Source organism: Escherichia sp. MAL-1, assembly GCF_052948035.1.
In genome coordinates this window covers 1,029,289-1,051,043 of record NZ_CM129609.1, presented here as the reverse complement: position 1 = coordinate 1,051,043, position 21,755 = coordinate 1,029,289, and the positions used below count along the sequence as shown (strand labels likewise).

The window sequence follows — 21,755 nt, the reverse complement described above, 5'->3', positions numbered from 1 at the left end:
ATCTTGTGCTGCACGAGTCAGCCTATGTTTATATAACCATCAGTCCGTGACTGGTGCGCATCATAAAGTAAGCGGATAGATTGCGCAATTTTTATACAGCACTCATGACTGATTAAAGCGAAACAGCGGTAACAGGAAACGTTGCGACTGTTCAACGATGGCCTCCATTGTCTCTGGTGTTAATTGCCGCCAGAGCCTTTGATACCAGATATCATCACCTTCGCCACGCACCATCATGTTGCCTTCGTAAGCCTGAAGGAATTTCGTACGGGCTTTTTGCAACGTGGAATCGTCATCCAGCATGGCATCGTTTTGCGCGTCATAACAGGTTTTTAGCCACGCGCCGCCACTTTCAGGTAACACCAGCAATGGCGCGGACATCCCTTCACGATACCCCTCAATCAGTTGTGAGAGGTAATGCAAAGCCTGTTCGGCTGCAAGCGGCGGAAAACGCCACTCGCCGTCTTTGCGTAGAAAAAGGCGACTTTCACCATTACCACCGCTGGCACAGTAGACAAGGTGTTCCAGCCAAAGTTGCATTCCCTGCGCCACACTTAATAAAGAGGGACGCCAGCGCAACAGGCCATCCGGCTGCACCTGCGGCAACCAGCCAGTTATCTGCACACCGTTGCAGGCGAGATCAATTTCCATACTCTGCCCCGGCTGGCGACAGGCAATGACTCTGTCGGCAAGCTGCTGCATCTCCTGGCACTGTGTTTCCCAGAAAATTTCACCAAAAGCGCCATACGGTAAATCCCCTGCCGCCCGGAAGCGGCGGAACAAGCGTTCGGCATCATCCTGCTCAACCAGTGCATTCAATAACTGCTGATTGATTTGATAACGGCTAAGCCCTTCCAGAATAAATGGCTCGGTGTCTGGGATTTCGCTGTCTTCAGTACGGAAGTTCACCTGCAAACGCATCTGGAAGAACGCCCGCACCGGATGTGCCCAGAATCGTTGTAGCGTTTCCAGCGGCACGGTTTCCGGTAAGGTAAACGGCAGCGGCTGAACAAATTCAGAATGTGCTTTACCAGCCTGGCTGGCCGCAGGTAGCCATTCACGAGCATAGCTTTGTCGTTCGCCTGGCTGGTAGTTTTGCGGATCAAACGGCATCCGGGTATGGAGGCAAGTAAGATGCGCTTTTACCCTTGCCTCGCTTTCATCACAGTTGAGCGCTTCATCGCCCGGTAGATAATGACTTTGCCCGATGTAGTCGATCAGTTCCTGCACCAGTACCGACGGGAAACGCTCACTGTTATCCTGAATGGAACGACCGATATAGCTGATATAGAGTTTTTGCTGCGCGGAAATTAACGCTTCCAGGAACAGATAGCGGTCGTCATCGCGACGGCTACGGTCGCCACGCTTCGGTTTCTGGCTCATCAGGTCAAAGCCCAATGGCGCAAGCTGACGTGGATAAACGCCGTCGTTCATTCCCAGCAGGCAAACCACTTTGAACGGAATTGAACGCATTGGCATCAGAGTACAAATGTTAACCGGTCCGGCGAGAAAACGCTGGCTGATACGTTCTTGATCCAGACGCTGTGCCAGTTCATCACGCAATAGTGACAGCGGCACCGCGTCGCCATACTGCGCACCTAAACCTTCGGCGATAATCGCCTGCCATTGTTGTTCGATCAGCGTCATCGCCGCTTCGGTTTCCGCATCCGGCAGGAAGAAGGCGTTGAGCATATCGCGACAAACCGGCAACCACTCTTCCAGCGGACGCTCCTGTGCCAGCCCGCGACGCCAGATGTTTAGCTGCATTAGCAGTGAAGCCAGATGCCCCACCAGTTCTGCAATTAAGCCGCTCGATTCATCATAAGGTAGAACCGATTGCCACTCGCCCTGCGTGCTCTCCATCGCGTAGCCCAACAACATACGCGTCAGGCCAAATCGCCAGGTGTGTTGTCCGGTGGCGGGGAGTTCCAGCTCGCGAACGTTGTCGTCATCTATGCCCCAACGAATGCCGGATTCGTTGACCCACTGGCGTAAATAACGCAGCCCTTCTTCGGTGATGTCAAACCGCGCCGCCAGCACCGGCACATCCAGCAACGCCAGCACATCCTCTGACACAAAACGACTGTCAGGCAGTGATAACAGGCTGATAAACGCTTCCAGTACCGGATGTGACTGCCGCGCACGACGGTCGGAAATGGCGTAAGGTAGGTAACGATCCGCAGGTGCGCTACCAAACACAGCCTGAATAAACGGACTGTAGCTGTCGATATCAGCCACCATCACGATGATGTCGCGCGGAGTAAGTGTCGGGTCTTCCTCCAGCATCGCCAGCAGGCGATCGTGTAAAACTTCAACTTCACGCTGCGGGCTATGGCAAACGTGGAAGGTGATACTGCTATCCAGTGGATCAAGCGGGCGTTTGTTATCGCTACGGGAAAACTCTTCGATGTTCACACCAGCAACGGCGCGGTTTTCCAGTTCCAGAATGTCAGACTGAATGTTATGCAGCAGGTTATCTGGCGTGACATCGACAAAGGCGTCCAGCTCCTGGCTGCTCTCCAGGTCAGAAAGGAGATAAATGTAGTCGCGCCCAAGCTTACCCCATGAAGCCAGCAGCGGGTTGCCGACATCCTGTTCACCATCGCTGTTAAAGAGCTGCCCGGCATTTTCGCTATCACGAAATAGCGGCAATTCGCGATCTTCAAAACTGTGTCGACGCTGACGGGTCAGCAGTTTCGCCAGATAAGCAGGATCTTTAATATCGCCCCAGTAATAACGGCAGGGGTTGGTAAACAGGAGATGGATTTCAATATGTTTACCCAGCGCCTGTAGCGCCTGGAGATAAACAGGCGGTAACGCGGAAATACCGCATATAAAGACGCGCGAAGGTAACCCCGGCGGGCAGGTCGTCGCGGACTCCAGCGTTTCGATAAAGCGCTGATAGAGATTGGCGCGGTGCCAGCGCGGTTGCCCGAGTTGATGGGTATATTCCACCAGCGCCTTCCACAACGGGGCTTGCCAGGCCTGTGCTTCTCCCAGCCCTTCAACCAAATGTCCTGTTTCCCACTGTGCCAGCCAGTCCGGACGATAGACCAGATACTGGTCAAACAGGTCCGCCGCTTTTGAGGAAAGCTGGAACAGTTTTCGCTTGTCGCTATCGTCAGTCAGATAATGCCGCAACAGGGTAAAGTCTTCGCGCTCCAGCAATTGCGGCAGCAGAGTCATCAGTTTCCAGCTCATGCTCTGTTTGTTAAAGGCGCTCTCTTTGGGGATTTCCGGTAACACCCGGACGAACATATCCCAGATAAAGCTCGCTGGCAGCGGAAAATCAATGTTTGCCGCAATACCAAACTTTTGCGACAGGGTCATTTGCAGCCACTGTGCCATACCGGTACTTTGCACCAGAATCATCTCTGGTTCGAAAGGATCGTCCAGCCGTTCGCGTTCGACAATAAACTCCATCAACGCTTCCAGCACGTCCAGACGATTGGAATGGTAGACCCTTAACATAGCGGCTCCTGACTACTGACGATTCGGGCAATGCAGGCGGGTCATCTCGCCTTCTCTGCCCCCGGGTGAAACTAGCGTAACGCTGATGCTGACACATCCCGCCTGCGATGTCTGCATTCGGTTGACCTGCCAGTTGGCAGGTGGCGAAATCGCGCGCAGTTGCGTTTGCTGCCAGCCATGCCGCCAGAGCTGTTGGTACTGGTTTCTGCTGGCAAGACTGTTCATTAATGTTCGCTGGAAACCCGATAACGCAGTGACAATCATCACCATCAACACCATCGCCAACATTACCTCCGGCAGGCTAAAGCCTTGTTGATTCTTCAGGGAAGCTGACATAACGCCCTCTCTTTCAGCGGACAAAAATCGCTCCAGCCGCGTGGCGAAAAAACAATGTTTCCATCAATGACTTCGCCTGTTCGCCACAACGAAACGCCTTCATAACCGGCAATCAATAAGGCTTCATTATCTGCCAGTAAACGCAAACAAACCTGGGCATCGGTTTCAGCGTACTGCGAGCACTGAACTGCTGGCTGCGTCTGCCAGGAGTGCATTTTTCCCCACGCCAGCGCCGACTGAACGATGGCCTGGCGGCGCAATGACTGACTTTCCATGCTCACGCGAGAGGCAAAACTGCGATCCTGTTGGCTCATTCCTTGTAATAGCAAACTACCCAAAACCAGCAGCATCAGGACCAGAGCCAGTGACGAAACACCCTTTTCGCGGTTCACAGGTTGAATCCTGTCACGCTATAGCTGGCATTCACCACGGTTTGCGGTTCAGACTTACTGGCAGCACGCATATTAACCGTCAACACCGGCGAGAAGCCGCTGACATCCTGACGTACGACCTGAAAAGTGTCGATAATGATGGCATCCGGATTAGTGACTTTATCCCAGCCCTTACCTTCACAGGATGTCGCACCGCGTAGCGTTTCCAGCACATGCTCCTTCAGACGAAATCCAATCTGGTCGGACTCTTTTACCGGTTCGCGATCCCAGATACCGTTACTGTTCGCATCCCACTGCACAATGACACAGTCACCCTGTCCGACAATTTCCAGCCCTTCGCCGGTACAGATGCCATGACAATAACCCGCCCTCTGGAGATGCTTCGCGACGGTAAATACCCGCAGCCAGATTTCATCTTCCAGCGCCAGCTTACGGGTGCTCGTTAAACTTTCACGCTGTAACGCAGGCAGAAAGCGTGCCGCCCCCAGCAACAATACGCTACTGATCGCCATAGCAATCAACACTTCCAGCAGAGAAAAACCTTGCTCTTTTACAGGCATCCTTCTGTTTCTCCTTGCTGACAAAGCCGGAGTCTTCCCCACGGCGAAACCACCAGCCACCACTCGCCCGTTGAGTTTTTGAAGCGAATATGCCCGGCCCATGCGGTATTGCGCAGGCCAAAGAAAGCAAGCGAAGGTGTCAGGTCGCTCATTTCGACTTCGGGCCAGCGTGGCACAAAGACCAATGGTGAACTGCCATGACAGGTATTGGCCCCAGCAGCGGAACTCACAAGGCACCATAACGTCCCCTCCCTGATAACGCTGATACTGTGGTCGCGGTTATGCCAGTTGGCATCTTCACGTAAATAGAGCAAATAGTCCCGCGCCTGGCTGGCGGTTTGCCATAGCCGTTGCGACTGCTGCCAGTATTGCCAGCCATAGAGTCCACTTGCGCTTAGCATGACCAAAATCAGCATCGCGACCAGCGTTTCAATCAGCGTATAACCACGTTGTGTTTTCATGCCGGCAGTATGGAGCGAGGAGAAAAAAAGACGAGGGCCAGTTTCTATTTCTTCGGCGCATCTTCCGGACTATTTACGCCGTTGCAGGACGTTGCAAAATTTCGGGAAGGCGTCTCGAAGAATTTAACGGAGGGTAAAAAAAACCGACGCACACTGGCGTCGGCTCTGGCAGGATGTTTCGTAATTAGATAGCCACCGGCGCTTTAATGCCCGGATGCGGATCGTAGCCTTCAATCTCAAAGTCTTCGAAACGGTAGTCGAAGATGGATTCGGGTTTACGTTTGATAATCAACTTCGGCAGCGGACGCGGTTCGCGGCTTAATTGCAGATGAGTTTGATCCATATGGTTGCTGTACAGATGCGTGTCGCCACCGGTCCAGACAAAATCACCCACTTCCAGATCGCACTGCTGCGCCATCATATGCACCAATAACGCGTAGCTGGCAATGTTGAACGGCAGGCCGAGGAAGACGTCACAGGAGCGCTGATAAAGCTGGCAAGAGAGTTTGCCGTCTGCCACATAGAACTGGAAGAATGCATGGCACGGTGCCAGCGCCATTTTATCCAGTTCGCCTACGTTCCACGCTGAAACAATAATGCGGCGCGAATCCGGGTCGTTTTTCAGCTGGTTCAGTACCGTAGTAATCTGGTCAATATGACGACCATCTGGCGTTGGCCAGGCGCGCCACTGTTTACCATACACTGGCCCGAGGTCGCCATTTTCATCGGCCCATTCGTCCCAGATGGTGACATTGTTTTCGTGTAGATAAGCAATGTTAGTATTGCCCTGCAGGAACCACAGCAGTTCGTGGATGATGGAACGCAGGTGGCAACGTTTGGTTGTCACCAGCGGGAATCCATCCTGCAGGTTAAAACGCATCTGATGACCAAAAATGGAAAGCGTTCCGGTTCCGGTACGGTCGTTTTTCTGTGTGCCTTCGTCGAGCACTTTTTGCATCAGTTCTAAATACTGTTTCATGGTTCCTCAGGAAACGTGTTGCTGTGGGCTGCGACGATATGCCCAGACCATCATGATCACACCCGCGACAATCATCGGGATGGAAAGAATTTGTCCCATGCTGATGTACTGCACCCAGGCACCAGTAAACTGCGCGTCGGGCTGGCGGAAAAACTCAACAATGATGCGAAACGCGCCGTAACCAATCAGGAACAAACCTGAGACAGCTCCCATTGGGCGCGGTTTACGAATATACAGGTTGAGGATAATAAACAGCACTACACCTTCCAGCAACAGCTCGTAAAGCTGTGATGGGTGGCGCGGCAGCACACCGTAAGTATCGAAAATGGATTGCCACTGCGGGTTGGTTTGCAGCAGCAAAATATCTTCTGTACGGGAGCCAGGGAACAGCATGGCAAACGGGAAGTTCGGGTCAACGCGGCCCCACAATTCACCGTTAATAAAGTTGCCCAGACGCCCGGCACCAAGACCAAACGGAATGAGTGGTGCGATAAAATCAGAGACCTGGAAGAAGGAACGTTTAGTACGGCGGGCGAAGATAATCATCACCACGATAACGCCAATCAGGCCGCCGTGGAAAGACATGCCGCCGTCCCAGACACGGAACAGATACAGCGGATCGGCCATAAACTGCGGGAAATTGTAGAACAGAACATAACCAATACGTCCCCCGAGGAAGACGCCGAGGAAGCCCGCATAGAGTAAGTTTTCAACTTCATTTTTGGTCCAGCCGCTGCCCGGACGATTCGCCCGTCGTGTTGCCAGCCACATTGCAAAAATGAAACCCACCAGATACATCAGGCCGTACCAGTGAAGCGCCACGGGTCCTATTGAGAAAATGACCGGATCAAACTCCGGAAAATGCAGATAGCTACTGGTCATCTGTCACCACAAGTTCTTGTTATTTCGCTGAAAGAGAACAGCGATTGAAATGCGCGCCGCAGGTTTCAGGCGCTCCAAAGGTGCGAATAATAGCACAAGGGGACCTGGCTGGTTGCCGGATACCGTTAAAAGATATGTATATGATCCGCGCTATAACCCTCCGCGAATCAGCCCGCCCATGCCGCGACGCTCCATAAAGGCTGCAACCTGATGGCGAACTTCGGTCGCCAGTTGCGCTTCCAGACTACGCTGCGCAAGATTTTCTGCTTCGGCATAATCAATGCGCCGCAGCAGGTATTTTACCCGCGCTACAGAACGTCCGTTCATAGACAGATGGCGATACCCAAGCCCAATGAGGATTGCCACGCACATGGGATCGCCCGCCATTTCACCGCACAAACGGAGATCGATTCCATGTATTTCCGCTTCCCGGGCGATCATCGCCAGAGCTCGTAACATTGCAGGATGAAGACTGTCATAAATGTTCGCCACCCGGGTATTGTTGCGATCAACGGCCAGAATGTATTGAGTCAGATCGTTGGTGCCAACAGAGATGAAATCGACCCGCTTTGCCAGATGCGGCAGCATAAATACCATTGACGGCACTTCCAGCATGATGCCGATACGTGGTTTGGGAATTTCGTAACCGATCATCTCCTCGACTTCACGTCCGGCACGTTCAATCAGGCGGCGTGCTTCATCAACTTCATCGAGGCTTGTGACCATCGGCAACAGAATATTCAGGTTGCCCGTAGCGGCATTAGCACGCAGCATCGCCCGCACCTGGATCAAGAAGATCTCCGGCTGATCGAGCGTAATGCGAATCCCACGCCAACCCAGGCATGGATTCTCTTCGCTGATCGGCATGTAAGGCAGCTGCTTATCTGCTCCGACATCCAGCGTACGCAAGGTGACGGGTTTATCATTGAACATTTGCAGCATCCCCTGATACTGCGCCACCTGTTCTTCTTCCGACGGGAAACCACTTTGCAGCATGAATGGGATTTCAGTGCGATAAAGACCGATGCCATCAATACGGCTGCCCAGTTTTTCTTCATGTTCCGGGCTTAAACCAGCATTGAGCATGACTTTTATACGCTCACCGCTTTTTAACTGCGCGGGTAAATTGACGTCATCTTCCGCCAGACGGCTAAGCTCAATCTCTTCACTAATTAGCCGCTGATATTCTTGCAGCAGTACCGGCTCCGGATCGACCAGCAATTCACCGCGATAGCCATCAACGATCAGCGTCCTACGATGCAGCACCGAAGGCTGAATATCCGCGCCCATCACGGTAGGGATCCCCAGCGCACGTACCATGATCGCAGCATGGGAGTTGGCTGCGCCATCTCGCACGACAACACCGACTAAGCGATCCTGGGGCAGCTCAGCAAGAGTTGTCGCTGACAGTTCATCTGCCACCAGAATGAAACGTTCCGGCCAGGCGTTCGGCCCTTGATTAGCGTCATCAAGATGAAACAGCAATCGCTGACCCAGCGCACGTAAATCGCCAGCCCGCTCTTTGAGATAGTTATCGCTTAGCGCGGCAAACTGTTCGGCAAATTTTTCAATGACCGTTTTTACCGCCCACTCTGCCACCGAGCCTTTATCAACCTCGGCAAACAATTCGCGACGCAGCCGGGTGTCCGAAAGCAGGTGCGAGTAAAGATCGAAAATAGCCGCCGTTTCTTTTTGTGCACCGGCGGCAAAGCGTTTGCTGTAGCGGCGAAACTCGTTTGCCGCTTCTTCCAGCGCCCCGGTCAGTCGTTCGCGTTCCAGAGCCGGATCCAGCGTTGATGCCTGATACACCTGTTCCATTAAAGGTAACGTGGCATCCTGCCAGCCTTCGGCAATCGCCACACCAGGTGCTGCCGGTAATGCGCGGATTCGCGTCTGGCGATATTGCCCAAACAAGGCAGTCAACTGCGACTGAGAAAGAATAGCTGCCATCTGGGTGGCAAGCGTCACCAGGAAGGATTCTTCACTTTCGTCATACTGGCGCAACTCTCGTTGCTGTACCACCAGTACACCAAGCAACTGGCGACGTTGAATAATTGGTACGCCTAAAAACGCGCGGAAACGTTCTTCTTTTACGGAGGGGATGTATTTGAAGCTGGGGTGCTTTTGCGCATCTGCAAGGTTTATCGGTTCCGCCAGCCTGCCAACCAGGCCGACGATCCCTTCATCAAACGCGAGCGTTACAGTGCGACCGCGTGGTTTTTTCAGCCCCCGGGTCGCCATCAGGTAGTAACAACGTCGATCATGATCGGCCAGGTAGACCGAACAGACCTCGGTATCCATCGCAAGACAGATGTCGGTAACCAGAATATTTAACGCCTCATTCAGGCGTGGTGCGCTGGCTACCTTTTCGACTATTTCGCGCAGGCGAGTGAGCATAATTGGCGTGACTTAACCTCTTTTACGTCGATAAGCAGATGCGTTTTGTGGTTTTGGCGTATTTTCCTGCAGTGACATCACCACACTCGCGAACTCTTTCATTACCCTACGGTAGACATCACGTTTAAATGACACCACCTGTCTGATCGGATACCAGTAACTTACCCATCGCCAGCCGTCAAACTCTGGTGTACTGCTGGTTTGCATATTGATTTCTGCATCGCCGCTCACCAGCTGCAAGAGAAACCATTTTTGTTTTTGGCCGATACAAACCGGCTTCGTGTCCCAACGCACCAAACGTTTCGGTAATTTGTAGCGCAACCAGTTACGCGTTGAAGCAAGGATTCGAACGTCTTTGCGGCTTAATCCTACTTCTTCAAACAATTCACGGTACATCGCCTGCTCTGCGGATTCTCCGGGGTTGATTCCGCCTTGCGGAAATTGCCAGGAGTGCTGACCAAATCGCCGGGCCCACATTACCTGCCCCTGGCGATTACAAATCACGATACCTACGTTTGGGCGGTAGCCATCGTCATCAATCACCGGACTACCTCAAAATAAAGCTTTATATACGAATGATTGTTTCATACTCCAGGAAGACGGTAAACCACTCTCTGCAGGACATTACACACTAATAACAATTGAATAACTCACAGTTATGTGCAGAGTTATAAACAGAGGAAGGGGTGGATAGCCGTTTTTATTCACCTTTTCTGTGGATAGAGTTGTGAAGAACTACGGAATTACTACGGGAAAACCCGGAGCATTCTGAATAAGCCCGATATAGACATTTTAAAATATTCATTATTAGTCAATGCATTACATGTAATTTGAGTAATGAAAAAGAGTAATTAGTGACCCAGGTCACACCTCTCATTTACGGGTTGACGAAAGATCAACCAATGCCGTATTTATCCACAGAATGTGCCACTAAGTTAAGCACTGAACCACTAAAAACTGGAGTTTCGTCGCACGTCAAGGCTGTAAATGGAAACAGTAGTGGAGGTTTTTCACAGTTATCCCAGCTTTCTGTGGATAACATGGTGTAAGATCCTGTTTATTTTCAGTGACCAGATTTGGAAAACCCGTTGCAGTGTTGCGCAACTCGATTACCGGCAACCTAAAAAGCAATATAAATCAGAGAATTGAACAACGCATGTGGAAAAAGTTACACTGCGAATATTCGGCACATAATTGCTGTTTGTTTTTTAACCAAGGTATCATGACATGTCCCAACCTCGCCCACTGCTCTCTCCTCCCGAAACTGAAGAACAGTTGTTAGCGCAAGCACAGCAACTTTCTGGTTATACATTGGGAGAACTGGCGGCACTTGTCGGGCTGGTTACGCCAGAGAATTTAAAACGCGATAAAGGCTGGATTGGCGTGTTACTGGAGATCTGGCTAGGTGCCAGCGCAGGGAGTAAACCTGAGCAAGATTTTGCTGCTCTGGGCGTGGAACTTAAAACTATCCCTGTGGATAGTCTTGGTCGTCCGCTGGAAACAACATTCGTTTGTGTTGCCCCGTTAACGGGCAATAGCGGGGTGACCTGGGAAACCAGCCACGTGCGCCACAAACTCAAACGCGTACTGTGGATACCGGTTGAAGGCGAGCGCAGCATCCCGCTGGCGCAGCGTCGCGTTGGATCACCGTTGCTGTGGAGCCCGAATGAAGAGGAAGACCGGCAGCTACGCGAAGACTGGGAAGAATTAATGGATATGATTGTTCTCGGTCAGGTTGAGCGGATTACCGCTCGTCACGGGGAGTATTTACAGATACGACCGAAAGCAGCGAATGCGAAAGCGCTTACCGAAGCCATTGGTGCCCGGGGCGAACGGATTCTGACGCTGCCACGCGGCTTTTATTTGAAGAAGAATTTCACCAGTGCGCTACTGGCCCGTCATTTTCTGATCCAGTAGCCATCGCTTTGACCTGCCGCTTTCCGGGCATATAATTACCGCTTCATTTTTTTGGCAGGGCTTTTTAGATGTTATTTGCATGGATAACCGATCCTAACGCCTGGCTTGCGCTCGGTACGCTGACGCTGCTGGAGATCGTTCTTGGGATCGACAATATTATTTTCCTTTCTCTGGTGGTGGCAAAGCTTCCCACAGCACAACGTGCTCATGCGCGCCGTCTGGGGTTGGCGGGAGCCATGGTTATGCGTCTGGCGCTGCTGGCATCAATCGCCTGGGTTACGCGCCTGACGAATCCGCTTTTTACAATATTCAGTCAGGAAATTTCCGCCCGTGATTTGATTCTGCTTCTGGGTGGCTTGTTCCTTATCTGGAAAGCCAGCAAGGAAATCCACGAATCCATTGAAGGTGAAGAAGAAGGGCTGAAAACACGCGTTTCATCATTCCTCGGCGCTATCGTGCAGATTATGCTGCTGGATATTATCTTCAGCCTCGACTCGGTGATTACCGCTGTGGGTCTGTCAGATCACCTGTTTATTATGATGGCCGCCGTGGTGATTGCCGTAGGCGTGATGATGTTCGCCGCGCGCTCGATTGGTGATTTTGTCGAACGCCATCCTTCGGTAAAAATGCTGGCGCTCTCTTTCCTGATTCTGGTCGGCTTTACCCTGATTCTGGAAAGTTTCGACATCCACGTACCGAAAGGTTACATCTACTTCGCGATGTTCTTCTCTATTGCGGTTGAAAGCCTCAACCTGATTCGCAACAAAAAGAACCCGCTCTGATACTCCGTACGCTCTCCTGCGGGAGGGCGTACTCACTCCTGTTACCCTCACAGTTTAAGATTTTCCTGCTTTCAAGATATATAACGTCGGTTTATAAACAGACTATTATCATAGGTGAGCCAAATGAGGATAACCGGATGAAAAAATGGGCAGTAATAATTTCTGCAGTCGGACTGGCGTTTGCTGTTTCCGGGTGTTCCAGTGATTACGTCATGGCGACCAAAGATGGCCGTATGATTTTGACCGATGGAAAACCTGAAATTGATGATGATACCGGGCTGGTGAGTTATCACGATCAGCAAGGTAACGCGATGCAAATTAACCGTGATGATGTTTCGCAAATTATTGAACGTTAACAAATAAGGTCAGCATCCGGCTGGCCTTAAGATTTTTCTCTTTCCCTTTTCCCTTCCCTCTGCCATTTTTATATTCCTTATGTCGTGATTATAAAAAGGAAACGGCTATGCAATATCACCGTATACCCCACAGTTCGCTGGAAGTCAGCACGCTGGGGCTTGGCACGATGACGTTTGGTGAACAGAACAGCGAAGCCGACGCCCACGCACAACTCGACTATGCCGTTGCTCAGGGCATTAACCTTATCGACGTTGCCGAAATGTACCCAGTACCTCCGCGCCCCGAAACGCAAGGGTTAACCGAAACCTACGTCGGCAACTGGCTGGCGAAACATGGCAGCCGCGAAAAGTTAATTATCGCCTCCAAAGTGAGCGGACCGTCGCGCAATAATGACAAGGGCATCCGCCCGGATCAGGCGCTGGATCGGAAGAATATCCGCGAAGCGCTGCATGACAGCCTCAAGCGCCTACAGACTGATTACCTCGATCTTTATCAGGTGCACTGGCCGCAGCGCCCAACCAACTGCTTTGGCAAACTCGGTTATAGCTGGACGGATTCTGCGCCTGCAGTTTCGCTGCTGGATACGCTGGACGCACTGGCAGAGTACCAACGCGCGGGAAAAATTCGTTATATCGGCGTGTCGAACGAAACTGCATTTGGCGTAATGCGCTACCTGCATCTGGCGGACAAACACGATCTGCCGCGTATTGTCACCATTCAGAACCCCTACAGTCTGTTAAACCGCAGTTTTGAAGTAGGTCTGGCAGAAGTCAGCCAGTATGAAGGGGTCGAACTGCTGGCCTATTCGTGCCTGGGTTTCGGTACGCTGACCGGGAAATATCTCAATGGTGCAAAACCCGCTGGCGCACGTAATACGCTCTTTAGTCGGTTCACCCGCTATAGCGGTGAGCAAACGCAAAAAGCCGTCGCGGCGTATGTTGATATTGCCAGACGTCATGGCCTGGACCCTGCTCAAATGGCGCTCGCATTTGTACGCCGTCAACCGTTTGTTGCCAGCACTCTGCTGGGCGCAACCACGATGGAGCAGTTGAAAACTAACGTCGAAAGTTTGCATCTGGAGTTAAGCGAAGACGTATTAGCTGAAATTGAAGCTGTGCATCAGGTTTATACTTATCCGGCACCATAAGATTAACGCCGGTTAAAACCGGCGTTAAATATTAATGACGGCGCTGCCAGATCCACAGCGCCGTTATTGCCAGCGCAAACAGCGCACCGAAGCCAATGCCAATGGGCACGACCGGGATGCCTACCATTACCGCCAGCGAGTAAATGCCCAGCATCAACAACATGGCGCTGTTTTCGCCAAGGTTTTGTACTGCAATCGCATTCCCCGCCCCGACGCTTTTTTTACCCCGCTCCTGTAGCAACGCATTGAGCGGAACGACAAAAAAGCCCCCCATCACGCCAATCAGCATCAACAAGGCATAGGCTGGCAGCAGCTCGTGTTGCAGGGAAAAAATCAGTACCACCACGCCAATCAAAATCCCGGCTGGCATACAGCGTGACACGGTTTCCAGCGTAACTAACTTCGCTGCCGCACCTGCGCCAACCACGATACCAATCGCTACCATCGCGTTGAGATAGGTGGGCGTAGCGTTATCGGTAATGCCCAGCGCCACCGGTACCCACAGCACCAACAGGAAACGCAGCGTGACACCCGCTCCCCAGAATAAACTGGTGCCCACCAGCGAAAAACGCGTTTCACCATTGCGCCATAGCGAGGTGCAGGCATTCAGGAAACTGCGGGTCATGTTGATGAGATTCCAGGACTGCCCCGGACGCGCCGCCGCCAGTTTGGGAATGTAGATATTGGCAACGACCGCACCACCGTAGGCCAGTGCGCATGCGGCCAGGGCGACGAGGACATGCCAGTCAGCCAGCACACCACCGGCTACGGAACCGAGCAAAATCGCCGCTATGGTAGAAGCTTCCATTAAACCGTTAGCTTTCACTAACTTACTACCCGTGGTTAATTCGCCGAGAATACCGTATTTCGCCGGTGAATAGGCTGCAGCACCAACACCCACCAGCGTATAGCCGAGAAACGGATTGATACCAAAGCAGATACTGGCTGCGCCCAGCAGCTTCAGGCCGTTGGCAAACATCATCACCCGGCCTTTGGCGAAGCTATCCGCCACCTGCCCGACAAACGGCGCAAAAAGAATGTAAGCACCTACAAACACCATTTGCAGGATGGGCTGGCTCCACTCCGGATAGAACTGCGCTTTCAGTAACGCCAGAGTGGCAAACAGTAGGGCATTATCGCCAAACGCAGAGAGAAACTGCGCCACGATAACCGCTTTCATCCCCTTCGACCACAACGAAGTGTTAGTGTGCACTGACTCACTCATCGTGTTGTTCCGCTTCGTCTACCCAGCTTTTCAACGTGACAAAGTCAGGTTTGCCGCTGCCAAGTAATGGCATCTGTTTCAGATAGCGAATATCGCGCGGTACAGCAAGCTCCGGCACGCCGTGCTCGCGGGCATACTGTTGCAACTTATCGCGCGTCAGTTCGTTATCTGTGGTGAAAAGCACCAGTGCCTCGCCTTTGCTGGCATCGCTCTTAATCGCAGTGGCATGGACTTTATCTGGCGAAACACCAAGTGCCAGTTGTTCCACCATTTCCAGCGACACCATTTCGCCTGCAATTTTGGCAAAGCGTTTTGCGCGGCCCTGAATCTGCACAAAGCCCTGCTCGTCAAAACGCACAATATCGCCAGTGTCATACCAGCCGCGCTCCATTTCGCCGCGAACATTCTCGGCGGTGGGCACTTCCAGTACACCTGGCTTCTCCACCCGCAGATAGCCGTTCATTATGTTCGGCCCTTTCAGTTGCAGGCGTCCGCCCTCTTCGATACCAGGAACCGACAACAGGCGCGCATCCATTCCTGGTAGAATACGCCCTACCGTACCGGGTTTCGCCGCCATCGGTACGTTGATAGAAACGACAGGCGCGCACTCGGTTACACCATAGCCTTCAAGGATGCGCAGGCCAAATTTATCCTGCCAAAGCTGTTTGGTACTTTCTTGTAGTTTTTCTGCGCCTGCCACCACATAGCGTAGACGATAGAAGTCATACGGGTTGGCGAAACGCGCGTAGTGACCGAGGAAAGTCGAGGTACCGAACAACACGGTGCAACTGCGGTCATACACCAACTCCGGCACAATGCGGTAATGCAGCGGGCTTGGATAAAGGAACACTTCTGCACCTGTAAGCAGTGGCGTAAACAGGCCTACCGTCAGCCCAAAGGAGTGAAACAGCGGTAATGCCGACATAAAGCGATCGTTGGTGGTGAAGTCGGCAATCGTTTTAATCTGCTCGACGTTCGCCAGAATGCTTTTATGGCTATGGACGACGCCTTTTGGATGGCCTTCAGAACCGGAGGTAAAAAGGATCAGCGCCTCTTCTTCCGGCTGCTGTTTAACCTGTGCCAGACGCGGCATCAGCAAATGAGCGAAGATCCATACTTTGTCGGCAGTGGTGACATCTGCTTTTAAATCTTCCAGATAGACCCAGCGCACCTGAGTAAGTTGCTCCGGCAGATGCCAGAGTTTGCCTTTATCGAGAAACTGGCGGGAAGTGAAGATGGTTTTGATTTCAGCCGCCGTAATAGCACTGGTCAGCCCTTTCACCCCGGCAGTGTAGTTCATCATTGCGGGAATGCGGCGACGGGCGATGGCCCCAAAAATCACTGCCGCACTGATGCCTGCATTGGGCAGCATTAAGCCGATGCGTTCGCCTTCAACACTGTATTTTTCAAGGATGCGTCCAACAAACAGCGTTTTCGTAAGCAATTTGCGATAGGAGTCTGGGGTAAAGTTGACGTCTTCGACACATTTCTTCCCGGCTCCGAAGCGGTACATTGCACTCAGTAAAGATTCGTACAGCGTTTCACGCGGGCGCACCGCCATTCGCGCTTCCATCATTATTTGATGCAGCATTTCGCCAGCGATTTTGCGACGGTCACGGGCACGCGGCGCATCCGGCATCGCCACCTGCGTTGGTGGCAAAATATGCAGAGTAATTTGCGGGAACAAGCGACGTTTAACCAGACCTTTCAGGCGGCTGAAGTGCGTAAGTTCCGCCCCTTCAATACGCACAGGAATAACCGTTGCACCAGACTTCGCCGCGACAAAACCCGCGCCATCGTAGATTTTCATCAGCGAGCCTGTAGTGGTGATGCGTCCTTCAGGGAAAATCACCACTGGTCGGCCCTGTTCCACCAGACGTACCAGATGTTTAATAGCCATAGGTTGCGTCGGGTCGAGAGGAACAAAGTCGATAAATGATTTCAGCCAACGCATATACCACTGTTGGCTTATTGAGGTGTAAACGGCAAACACTGGACGCACAGGTAAAAACAGTCCAAGCAAAATGCCATCAATAAAAGAGACGTGATTAGGCGTAATTAGAACGCGCTCGCCCTTCAGTGCCTGGGTGTCACCCGTAACGCGAACGCGATACAAAACACGGCACAAATTTCGAAAAAAGCTAAAAAGCATTCCAACTCCCTTTGCTCTGATTCAGTAAAAGCGAATGGAGGGAGATTACACGAGATAAAGAACGCGAGCGACAGTAAATTAGGTGCGAAAAAAAACCTGCGCATCCGCGCAGGTTGGTGCAAGAGACAGGGTACGAAGAGCGTACCGAATAATCTCACCAATCAATACCTCTGGGATCTTGATTGTGGTCTGCACGACGACTCTTCGCCAGCGAGAAAACGCAAAGGAATGAAGGGAAATGCAACGAGGTGTGTAAATTGTCGGTTACTGTTACAGATTGATGACCGGCCAAAAAAAACCTGCGCATCTGCGCAGGCTGGTGTAATTCATGTGCTCAACCCGAAGTTGACTTCACCTATCAATACCTCTGGGATCACCACTTTAGCAACCTGAAGCCAAACGCCACCAGCGGTCAATCGCAACAGCGTTTCGCAAAGTGTAACCAAAGGTTTGCAATCTCTTTTTTTGTCTTACTTATTTGCGTTTGGCTCACATTCCCACGATGAAAACACGCCACCCCTTGAACCAACGGGCGTTTTCCGTAACACTGAAAGAATGTAAGCGTTTACCCACTAAGGTATTTTCATGGCGACCATAAAGGATGTAGCCCGACTGGCAGGCGTTTCAGTCGCCACCGTTTCCCGCGTCATTAATAATTCACCTAAAGCCAGTGAAGCTTCCCGGCTGGCTGTGCATAGTGCAATGGAGTCTCTTAGCTATCACCCGAACGCCAACGCCCGTGCGCTGGCGCAGCAGACCACTGAAACGGTCGGTCTGATCGTTGGTGATGTTTCCGATCCGTTTTTCGGTGCAATGGTGAAAGCGGTCGAACAGGTGGCTTATCACACCGGTAATTTCTTATTGATTGGCAACGGTTACCACAACGAACAAAAAGAGCGTCAGGCTATTGAGCAACTGATCCGCCATCGCTGTGCTGCGTTGGTCGTCCATGCCAAAATGATCCCGGATGCCGATTTAGCCTCATTAATGAAACAAATGCCCGGTATGGTGCTGATCAACCGTATCCTGCCTGGCTTTGAAAACCGTTGTATTGCTCTTGACGATCGTTACGGTGCCTGGCTGGCAACGCGTCATTTAATTCAGCAAGGTCATACCCGCATTGGTTATCTGTGCTCTAACCACTCTATTTCTGACGCCGAAGATCGTCTGCAAGGGTATTACGATGCCCTTGCTGAAAGTGGTATTGCGGCCAATGACCGGCTGGTGACATTTGGCGAACCAGACGAAAGCGGCGGCGAACAGGCAATGACCGAGCTTTTGGGACGAGGAAGAAATTTCACTGCGGTAGCCTGTTATAACGATTCAATGGCGGCGGGTGCGATGGGCGTTCTCAATGATAATGGTATTGATGTACCGGGTGAGATTTCGTTAATTGGCTTTGATGATGTGCTGGTGTCACGCTATGTGCGTCCGCGCCTGACCACCGTGCGTTACCCAATCGTGACGATGGCGACCCAGGCTGCCGAACTGGCTTTGGCGCTGGCGGATAATCGCCCTCTCCCGGAAATCACTAATGTCTTTAGTCCGACGCTGGTACGTCGTCATTCAGTGTCAACTCCGTCGCTGGAGGCAAGTCATCATGCAACCAGCGACTAACCGCAGTTAAAGCAATTCCAGCGCCAGTAATTCTTCGATGGTCTGGCGACGGCGAATCAACCGCGCCTGACCATTATCAAACAGAACTTCTGGTAACAGCGGACGGCTATTGTAGTTGGATGACATTGATGCGCCATATGCCCCTGTATCATGCAGTACCAGATAATCACCTGCCTTCACTTCCGGCAAGGCGCGGGTTTCAACATTTCCCCCTTCCTGCTGGGTAAAGACATCGCCCGATTCACATAACGGTCCGGCGACGACGGTTTCCACCGTTGGCGCGTGTTCCAGAGAACGACCATCAGCTGCCAGGGCACTGATATGGTGGTAACTACCGTACATTGCCGGGCGCATCAGATCGTTGAACCCGGCATCAACCAGCACAAAGTGGCGGCTCCCCATTTGTTTGACGCTCCGCACCTGAGTAATTAATACGCCAGACTGCGCTACCAGGAAGCGACCCGGTTCAATTTCCAGTTTCACAGGGTGGCCCAAATGGCGGGCGATTTGCTCACGCGCGGCATTCCACAGACCATAATAATGTTCGGTATCAACCGCCTCTTCACCCTGTTGATAAGGAACAGAAAGCCCACCGCCCGCAGAAATAGCCTGTAAAACCTGACCGAATTCGATGACCTGACGCACCATAGCACCACACACCTGTTCCAGATGGGCATAATCAACGCCAGAACCAATGTGCATGTGAATGCCGACCAGCTGCAGATGATGACGTTGTATCACGTCCAGTGCGGCGGGCAGATCGGTGTACCAGATACCGTGCTTGCTGTTTTCGCCACCGGTATTGGTTTTTTGGCTATGTCCGTGACCAAACCCCGGATTAACGCGCAGCCATACCCGATGCCCTGGCGAAACCTGGCCCAGTTGGTCGAGCATATCAACAGAACCCGCATTCACCGGAATTTGCAATTCACTGACGCGTTCAAGCGTCGCCTGATCGATAACATCTGCCGTAAAAACAATATCATCGGGGTGCGTTTGCGGATTGTAACCCGCCGCCAACGCACGCTCTATTTCGCCTAACGAGACGGAATCCACTTTCACGCCCTGCTCACGCATTAAGCGCAAAATATGAATATTGGAACAGGCTTTCTGTGCAAAGCGCACCACATCAAACTGTTTCAGCGCTGCAATCTGCCGACGAATAATTTGCGCATCGTAGACCCACACCGGGCAGCCAAATTCAGCGGGCAAACGCAGCAGATTTTCGGCGGTGAGATCGGTATCGGTGCTGAACAGTGAATGTGGCATAACAAACTCCAGATAAGTGCTTTTTTATGATTACGCCACATCATAAAAAGAATAAAAAATATCGATTTATGTCGAGTCTATGCAAAAATGATATGGATTACCGGATTGCGAGAGAGCGCTAATGGCCGCCGTTAACTTACGTCATATTGAAATTTTTCATGCGGTAATGACCGCCGGAAGCCTGACTGAGGCGGCACACCTGCTACACACCTCACAGCCAACCGTCAGCCGCGAACTTGCGCGCTTTGAGAAGGTGATCGGGCTGAAATTGTTTGAGCGCGTACGTGGGCGATTACATCCTACCGTGCAAGGACTGCGTCTGTTTGAAGAAGTGCAACGATCCTGGTACGGACTGGATCGCATTGTCAGCGCCGCAGAAAGTCTGCGCGAGTTTCGCCAGGGAGAACTGTCTATTGCCTGCCTGCCGGTCTTTTCGCAATCTTTTTTACCGCAGCTCCTGCAACCCTTTCTGGCACGTTATCCCGATGTCAGCTTAAATATCGTGCCCCAGGAATCACCGCTACTTGAAGAGTGGCTCTCGGCCCAGCGTCATGATTTAGGACTCACTGAAACGCTCCATACGCCTGCGGGAACAGAACGTACCGAATTACTCTCTTTAGATGAAGTGTGTGTGTTACCTCCGGGTCATCCGCTGGCGGTAAAAAAGGTATTAACGCCGGATGATTTTCAGGGTGAGAACTACATCAGCCTTTCCCGTACTGACAGCTATCGCCAGTTGCTGGATCAGCTATTTACTGAACATCAGGTTAAACGACGCATGATCGTAGAAACCCACAGCGCCGCGTCAGTCTGCGCAATGGTACGGGCGGGGGTAGGTGTTTCGGTGGTTAACCCGCTCACCGCACTAGATTATGCGGCAAGCGGTTTAGTGGTGCGGCGGTTCAGTATTGCGGTTCCGTTCACCGTCAGCCTGATCCGCCCCCTGCACCGCCCGTCATCAGCGCTGGTTCAGGCGTTTAGTGGGCATTTACAAGCGGGGTTACCGAAACTGGTCACTTCTCTTGACGCTATTTTGTCGTCAGCTACGACAGCATAAAAGCGACAGCATCCTCGGCATGGATCGCCGCGGTATCAAACACAGGCAAAACACTGCGCTCTTCTGGCACCAGTAAACCAATTTCTGTGCAGCCAAAAATGACGCCCTGTGCGCCCTGTTCTGCAAGGCGAGCAATCACTTGCGCATAATAAGCGCGTGACGCTTCGGTAAATTGCCCCAGACACAGTTCTTCAAAAATAATCTGATTAATTTTCGCCCGTTCATCCGCTTCAGGAATAAGACAATTGATGGAAAATTGTTCCGTCAGCCGCCCGCGATAAAAATCCTGTTCCATGGTGTAACGCGTACCCAGCAGCGCCACACGAGTCATTCCGGCCCCGGTAATTGCACGTCCGGTGGCATCCGCAATGTGTAAGAAAGGCAGAGTGCAACGTGACTCAATGGCATCCGCCACTTTATGCATCGTATTGGTACATAACACAATACCTTCTGCGCCCGCCCGCTGTAAGCCAAGCGCCGCCTCAGCCAGAATGTCCCCGGTTTTATCCCATTCCCCGCGACGCTGGCACTCTTCTATTTCATGAAAATCGACGCTATGTAGCAGCACTTGCGCAGAGTGAAGCCCACCAAGCCGCTGTTTAATGCCTTCATTTATCAAACGATAGTAAGGAATGGTGGATTCCCAGCTCATTCCTCCCAGCAAACCAATTGTTTTCATTCCTCTCTCCTGATGTGCGTTACCGCAACAAGGCTGAATAAGGAACGAGACAAACGCCTCAACGGCCAAGTGCCC

The 21,755-nt window shown here is 52.0% G+C and carries 20 protein-coding genes; 6 read left to right on the top strand and 14 right to left on the bottom strand.

Going from position 1 to position 21,755, the window contains the following annotated elements; translation table 11 throughout:
• Positions 1 to 102: 102 nt before the first annotated feature.
• From recC to ygdT, 10 genes are all read right to left on the bottom strand, one after another.
• On the bottom strand, positions 103 to 3,471 hold the full coding sequence (recC, locus tag ACU8XX_RS05160; protein ID WP_016242360.1) for an exodeoxyribonuclease V subunit gamma: 3,369 nt from the start codon (positions 3,469 to 3,471) through the stop codon (positions 103 to 105).
• Between the two features lie 12 nt (positions 3,472 to 3,483).
• Complete coding sequence (locus ACU8XX_RS05155) at positions 3,484 to 3,807, bottom strand: prepilin-type N-terminal cleavage/methylation domain-containing protein (RefSeq protein WP_001276460.1); 324 nt, start codon at positions 3,805 to 3,807, stop codon at positions 3,484 to 3,486.
• Entirely contained in the window at positions 3,792 to 4,199 is a 408-nt protein-coding gene (locus ACU8XX_RS05150) for a DUF2509 family protein (protein WP_001078380.1), read from the bottom strand. The genes ACU8XX_RS05155 and ACU8XX_RS05150 overlap by 16 nt, the downstream gene beginning before the upstream one ends.
• Positions 4,196 to 4,759: a prepilin peptidase-dependent protein gene (locus ACU8XX_RS05145; RefSeq protein ID WP_001144315.1), complete on the bottom strand. Its 564-nt coding sequence runs from the start codon at positions 4,757 to 4,759 to the stop codon at positions 4,196 to 4,198. The genes ACU8XX_RS05150 and ACU8XX_RS05145 overlap by 4 nt, the downstream gene beginning before the upstream one ends.
• Positions 4,750 to 5,220, bottom strand: coding sequence for a prepilin peptidase-dependent protein (locus tag ACU8XX_RS05140; RefSeq protein ID WP_000857051.1), 471 nt, complete (start codon positions 5,218 to 5,220; stop codon positions 4,750 to 4,752). The genes ACU8XX_RS05145 and ACU8XX_RS05140 overlap by 10 nt, the downstream gene beginning before the upstream one ends.
• 184 nt (positions 5,221 to 5,404) lie before the next feature.
• Entirely contained in the window at positions 5,405 to 6,199 is a 795-nt protein-coding gene (gene thyA / locus ACU8XX_RS05135; protein WP_000816241.1) for a thymidylate synthase, read from the bottom strand.
• A 6-nt stretch (positions 6,200 to 6,205) separates the two neighbouring features.
• On the bottom strand, positions 6,206 to 7,081 hold the full coding sequence (gene lgt, locus ACU8XX_RS05130; RefSeq protein ID WP_000204658.1) for a prolipoprotein diacylglyceryl transferase: 876 nt from the start codon (positions 7,079 to 7,081) through the stop codon (positions 6,206 to 6,208).
• A gap of 150 nt (positions 7,082 to 7,231) precedes the next feature.
• A complete protein-coding gene (ptsP, locus tag ACU8XX_RS05125) occupies positions 7,232 to 9,478 on the bottom strand; it encodes a phosphoenolpyruvate--protein phosphotransferase (RefSeq protein ID WP_000957914.1) in 2,247 nt (748 codons plus the stop codon).
• Positions 9,479 to 9,490: 12 nt separating this feature from the next.
• Entirely contained in the window at positions 9,491 to 10,021 is a 531-nt protein-coding gene (rppH, locus tag ACU8XX_RS05120; RefSeq protein ID WP_001606070.1) for an RNA pyrophosphohydrolase, read from the bottom strand.
• Between the two features lie 352 nt (positions 10,022 to 10,373).
• Entirely contained in the window at positions 10,374 to 10,520 is a 147-nt protein-coding gene (gene ygdT, locus ACU8XX_RS05115; protein WP_000953278.1) for a protein YgdT, read from the bottom strand.
• 185 nt (positions 10,521 to 10,705) lie between these two features.
• On the opposite strand from ygdT, the gene mutH reads away from it, so the two are divergent.
• From mutH to ACU8XX_RS05095, 4 genes are all read left to right on the top strand, one after another.
• Positions 10,706 to 11,395, top strand: coding sequence for a DNA mismatch repair endonuclease MutH (gene mutH, locus ACU8XX_RS05110; protein WP_000082201.1), 690 nt, complete (start codon positions 10,706 to 10,708; stop codon positions 11,393 to 11,395).
• A gap of 68 nt (positions 11,396 to 11,463) precedes the next feature.
• The gene (locus ACU8XX_RS05105; RefSeq protein ID WP_000895624.1) at positions 11,464 to 12,177 is read left to right on the top strand and encodes a TerC family protein; all 714 of its coding nucleotides are present in this window, start codon (positions 11,464 to 11,466) and stop codon (positions 12,175 to 12,177) included.
• 137 nt (positions 12,178 to 12,314) lie between these two features.
• The gene (gene ygdR / locus ACU8XX_RS05100) at positions 12,315 to 12,533 is read left to right on the top strand and encodes a lipoprotein YgdR (RefSeq protein ID WP_000758655.1); all 219 of its coding nucleotides are present in this window, start codon (positions 12,315 to 12,317) and stop codon (positions 12,531 to 12,533) included.
• Positions 12,534 to 12,640: 107 nt separating this feature from the next.
• Positions 12,641 to 13,681 (top strand): NADP(H)-dependent aldo-keto reductase, encoded by a 1,041-nt coding sequence (locus ACU8XX_RS05095; protein ID WP_001199299.1) that lies wholly within the window; start codon positions 12,641 to 12,643, stop codon positions 13,679 to 13,681.
• A 31-nt stretch (positions 13,682 to 13,712) separates the two neighbouring features.
• Here ACU8XX_RS05095 and lplT read toward each other — a convergent pair whose 3' ends face one another.
• Both lplT and aas read right to left on the bottom strand, forming a co-directional pair.
• Entirely contained in the window at positions 13,713 to 14,906 is a 1,194-nt protein-coding gene (gene lplT / locus ACU8XX_RS05090; RefSeq protein ID WP_000004618.1) for a lysophospholipid transporter LplT, read from the bottom strand.
• Complete coding sequence (gene aas / locus ACU8XX_RS05085) at positions 14,899 to 17,058, bottom strand: bifunctional acyl-ACP--phospholipid O-acyltransferase/long-chain-fatty-acid--ACP ligase (RefSeq protein WP_000899049.1); 2,160 nt, start codon at positions 17,056 to 17,058, stop codon at positions 14,899 to 14,901. The genes lplT and aas overlap by 8 nt, the downstream gene beginning before the upstream one ends.
• 585 nt (positions 17,059 to 17,643) lie before the next feature.
• Between aas and galR the strand changes: the two genes are divergently transcribed.
• Positions 17,644 to 18,675: an HTH-type transcriptional regulator GalR gene (galR, locus tag ACU8XX_RS05080; RefSeq protein ID WP_000201048.1), complete on the top strand. Its 1,032-nt coding sequence runs from the start codon at positions 17,644 to 17,646 to the stop codon at positions 18,673 to 18,675.
• Between the two features lie 6 nt (positions 18,676 to 18,681).
• Here the strand turns inward: galR and lysA are convergent, their stop codons facing one another.
• Positions 18,682 to 19,944: a diaminopimelate decarboxylase gene (gene lysA / locus ACU8XX_RS05075; RefSeq protein ID WP_240765377.1), complete on the bottom strand. Its 1,263-nt coding sequence runs from the start codon at positions 19,942 to 19,944 to the stop codon at positions 18,682 to 18,684.
• Positions 19,945 to 20,065: 121 nt separating this feature from the next.
• Here lysA and lysR point away from each other — a divergent pair, with 121 nt between their 5' ends.
• Entirely contained in the window at positions 20,066 to 21,001 is a 936-nt protein-coding gene (lysR, locus tag ACU8XX_RS05070) for a DNA-binding transcriptional regulator LysR (protein WP_000741828.1), read from the top strand.
• Here lysR and ygeA read toward each other — a convergent pair.
• Entirely contained in the window at positions 20,988 to 21,680 is a 693-nt protein-coding gene (gene ygeA, locus ACU8XX_RS05065) for an amino acid racemase (protein ID WP_000848664.1), read from the bottom strand. The two genes, lysR and ygeA, sit on opposite strands and share 14 nt — an antisense overlap.
• Between the last annotated feature and the right edge of the window lie 75 nt (positions 21,681 to 21,755).

Coding starts and splice junctions, on each gene's coding strand:
- recC (WP_016242360.1), bottom strand. CDS start 3,471: ATGTTAAGGGTCTACCATTCCAATCGTCTGGACGTGCTGGAAGCGTTG.
- ACU8XX_RS05155 (WP_001276460.1), bottom strand. CDS start 3,807: ATGTCAGCTTCCCTGAAGAATCAACAAGGCTTTAGCCTGCCGGAGGTA.
- ACU8XX_RS05145 (WP_001144315.1), bottom strand. CDS start 4,759: ATGCCTGTAAAAGAGCAAGGTTTTTCTCTGCTGGAAGTGTTGATTGCT.
- ACU8XX_RS05140 (WP_000857051.1), bottom strand. CDS start 5,220: ATGAAAACACAACGTGGTTATACGCTGATTGAAACGCTGGTCGCGATG.
- thyA (WP_000816241.1), bottom strand. CDS start 6,199: ATGAAACAGTATTTAGAACTGATGCAAAAAGTGCTCGACGAAGGCACA.
- lgt (WP_000204658.1), bottom strand. CDS start 7,081: ATGACCAGTAGCTATCTGCATTTTCCGGAGTTTGATCCGGTCATTTTC.
- ptsP (WP_000957914.1), bottom strand. CDS start 9,478: ATGCTCACTCGCCTGCGCGAAATAGTCGAAAAGGTAGCCAGCGCACCA.
- ygdT (WP_000953278.1), bottom strand. CDS start 10,520: ATGTTATCCACAGAAAGCTGGGATAACTGTGAAAAACCTCCACTACTG.
- mutH (WP_000082201.1), top strand. CDS start 10,706: ATGTCCCAACCTCGCCCACTGCTCTCTCCTCCCGAAACTGAAGAACAG.
- ACU8XX_RS05105 (WP_000895624.1), top strand. CDS start 11,464: ATGTTATTTGCATGGATAACCGATCCTAACGCCTGGCTTGCGCTCGGT.
- ygdR (WP_000758655.1), top strand. CDS start 12,315: ATGAAAAAATGGGCAGTAATAATTTCTGCAGTCGGACTGGCGTTTGCT.
- ACU8XX_RS05095 (WP_001199299.1), top strand. CDS start 12,641: ATGCAATATCACCGTATACCCCACAGTTCGCTGGAAGTCAGCACGCTG.
- lplT (WP_000004618.1), bottom strand. CDS start 14,906: ATGAGTGAGTCAGTGCACACTAACACTTCGTTGTGGTCGAAGGGGATG.
- aas (WP_000899049.1), bottom strand. CDS start 17,058: ATGCTTTTTAGCTTTTTTCGAAATTTGTGCCGTGTTTTGTATCGCGTT.
- galR (WP_000201048.1), top strand. CDS start 17,644: ATGGCGACCATAAAGGATGTAGCCCGACTGGCAGGCGTTTCAGTCGCC.
- lysA (WP_240765377.1), bottom strand. CDS start 19,944: ATGCCACATTCACTGTTCAGCACCGATACCGATCTCACCGCCGAAAAT.
- lysR (WP_000741828.1), top strand. CDS start 20,066: ATGGCCGCCGTTAACTTACGTCATATTGAAATTTTTCATGCGGTAATG.
- ygeA (WP_000848664.1), bottom strand. CDS start 21,680: ATGAAAACAATTGGTTTGCTGGGAGGAATGAGCTGGGAATCCACCATT.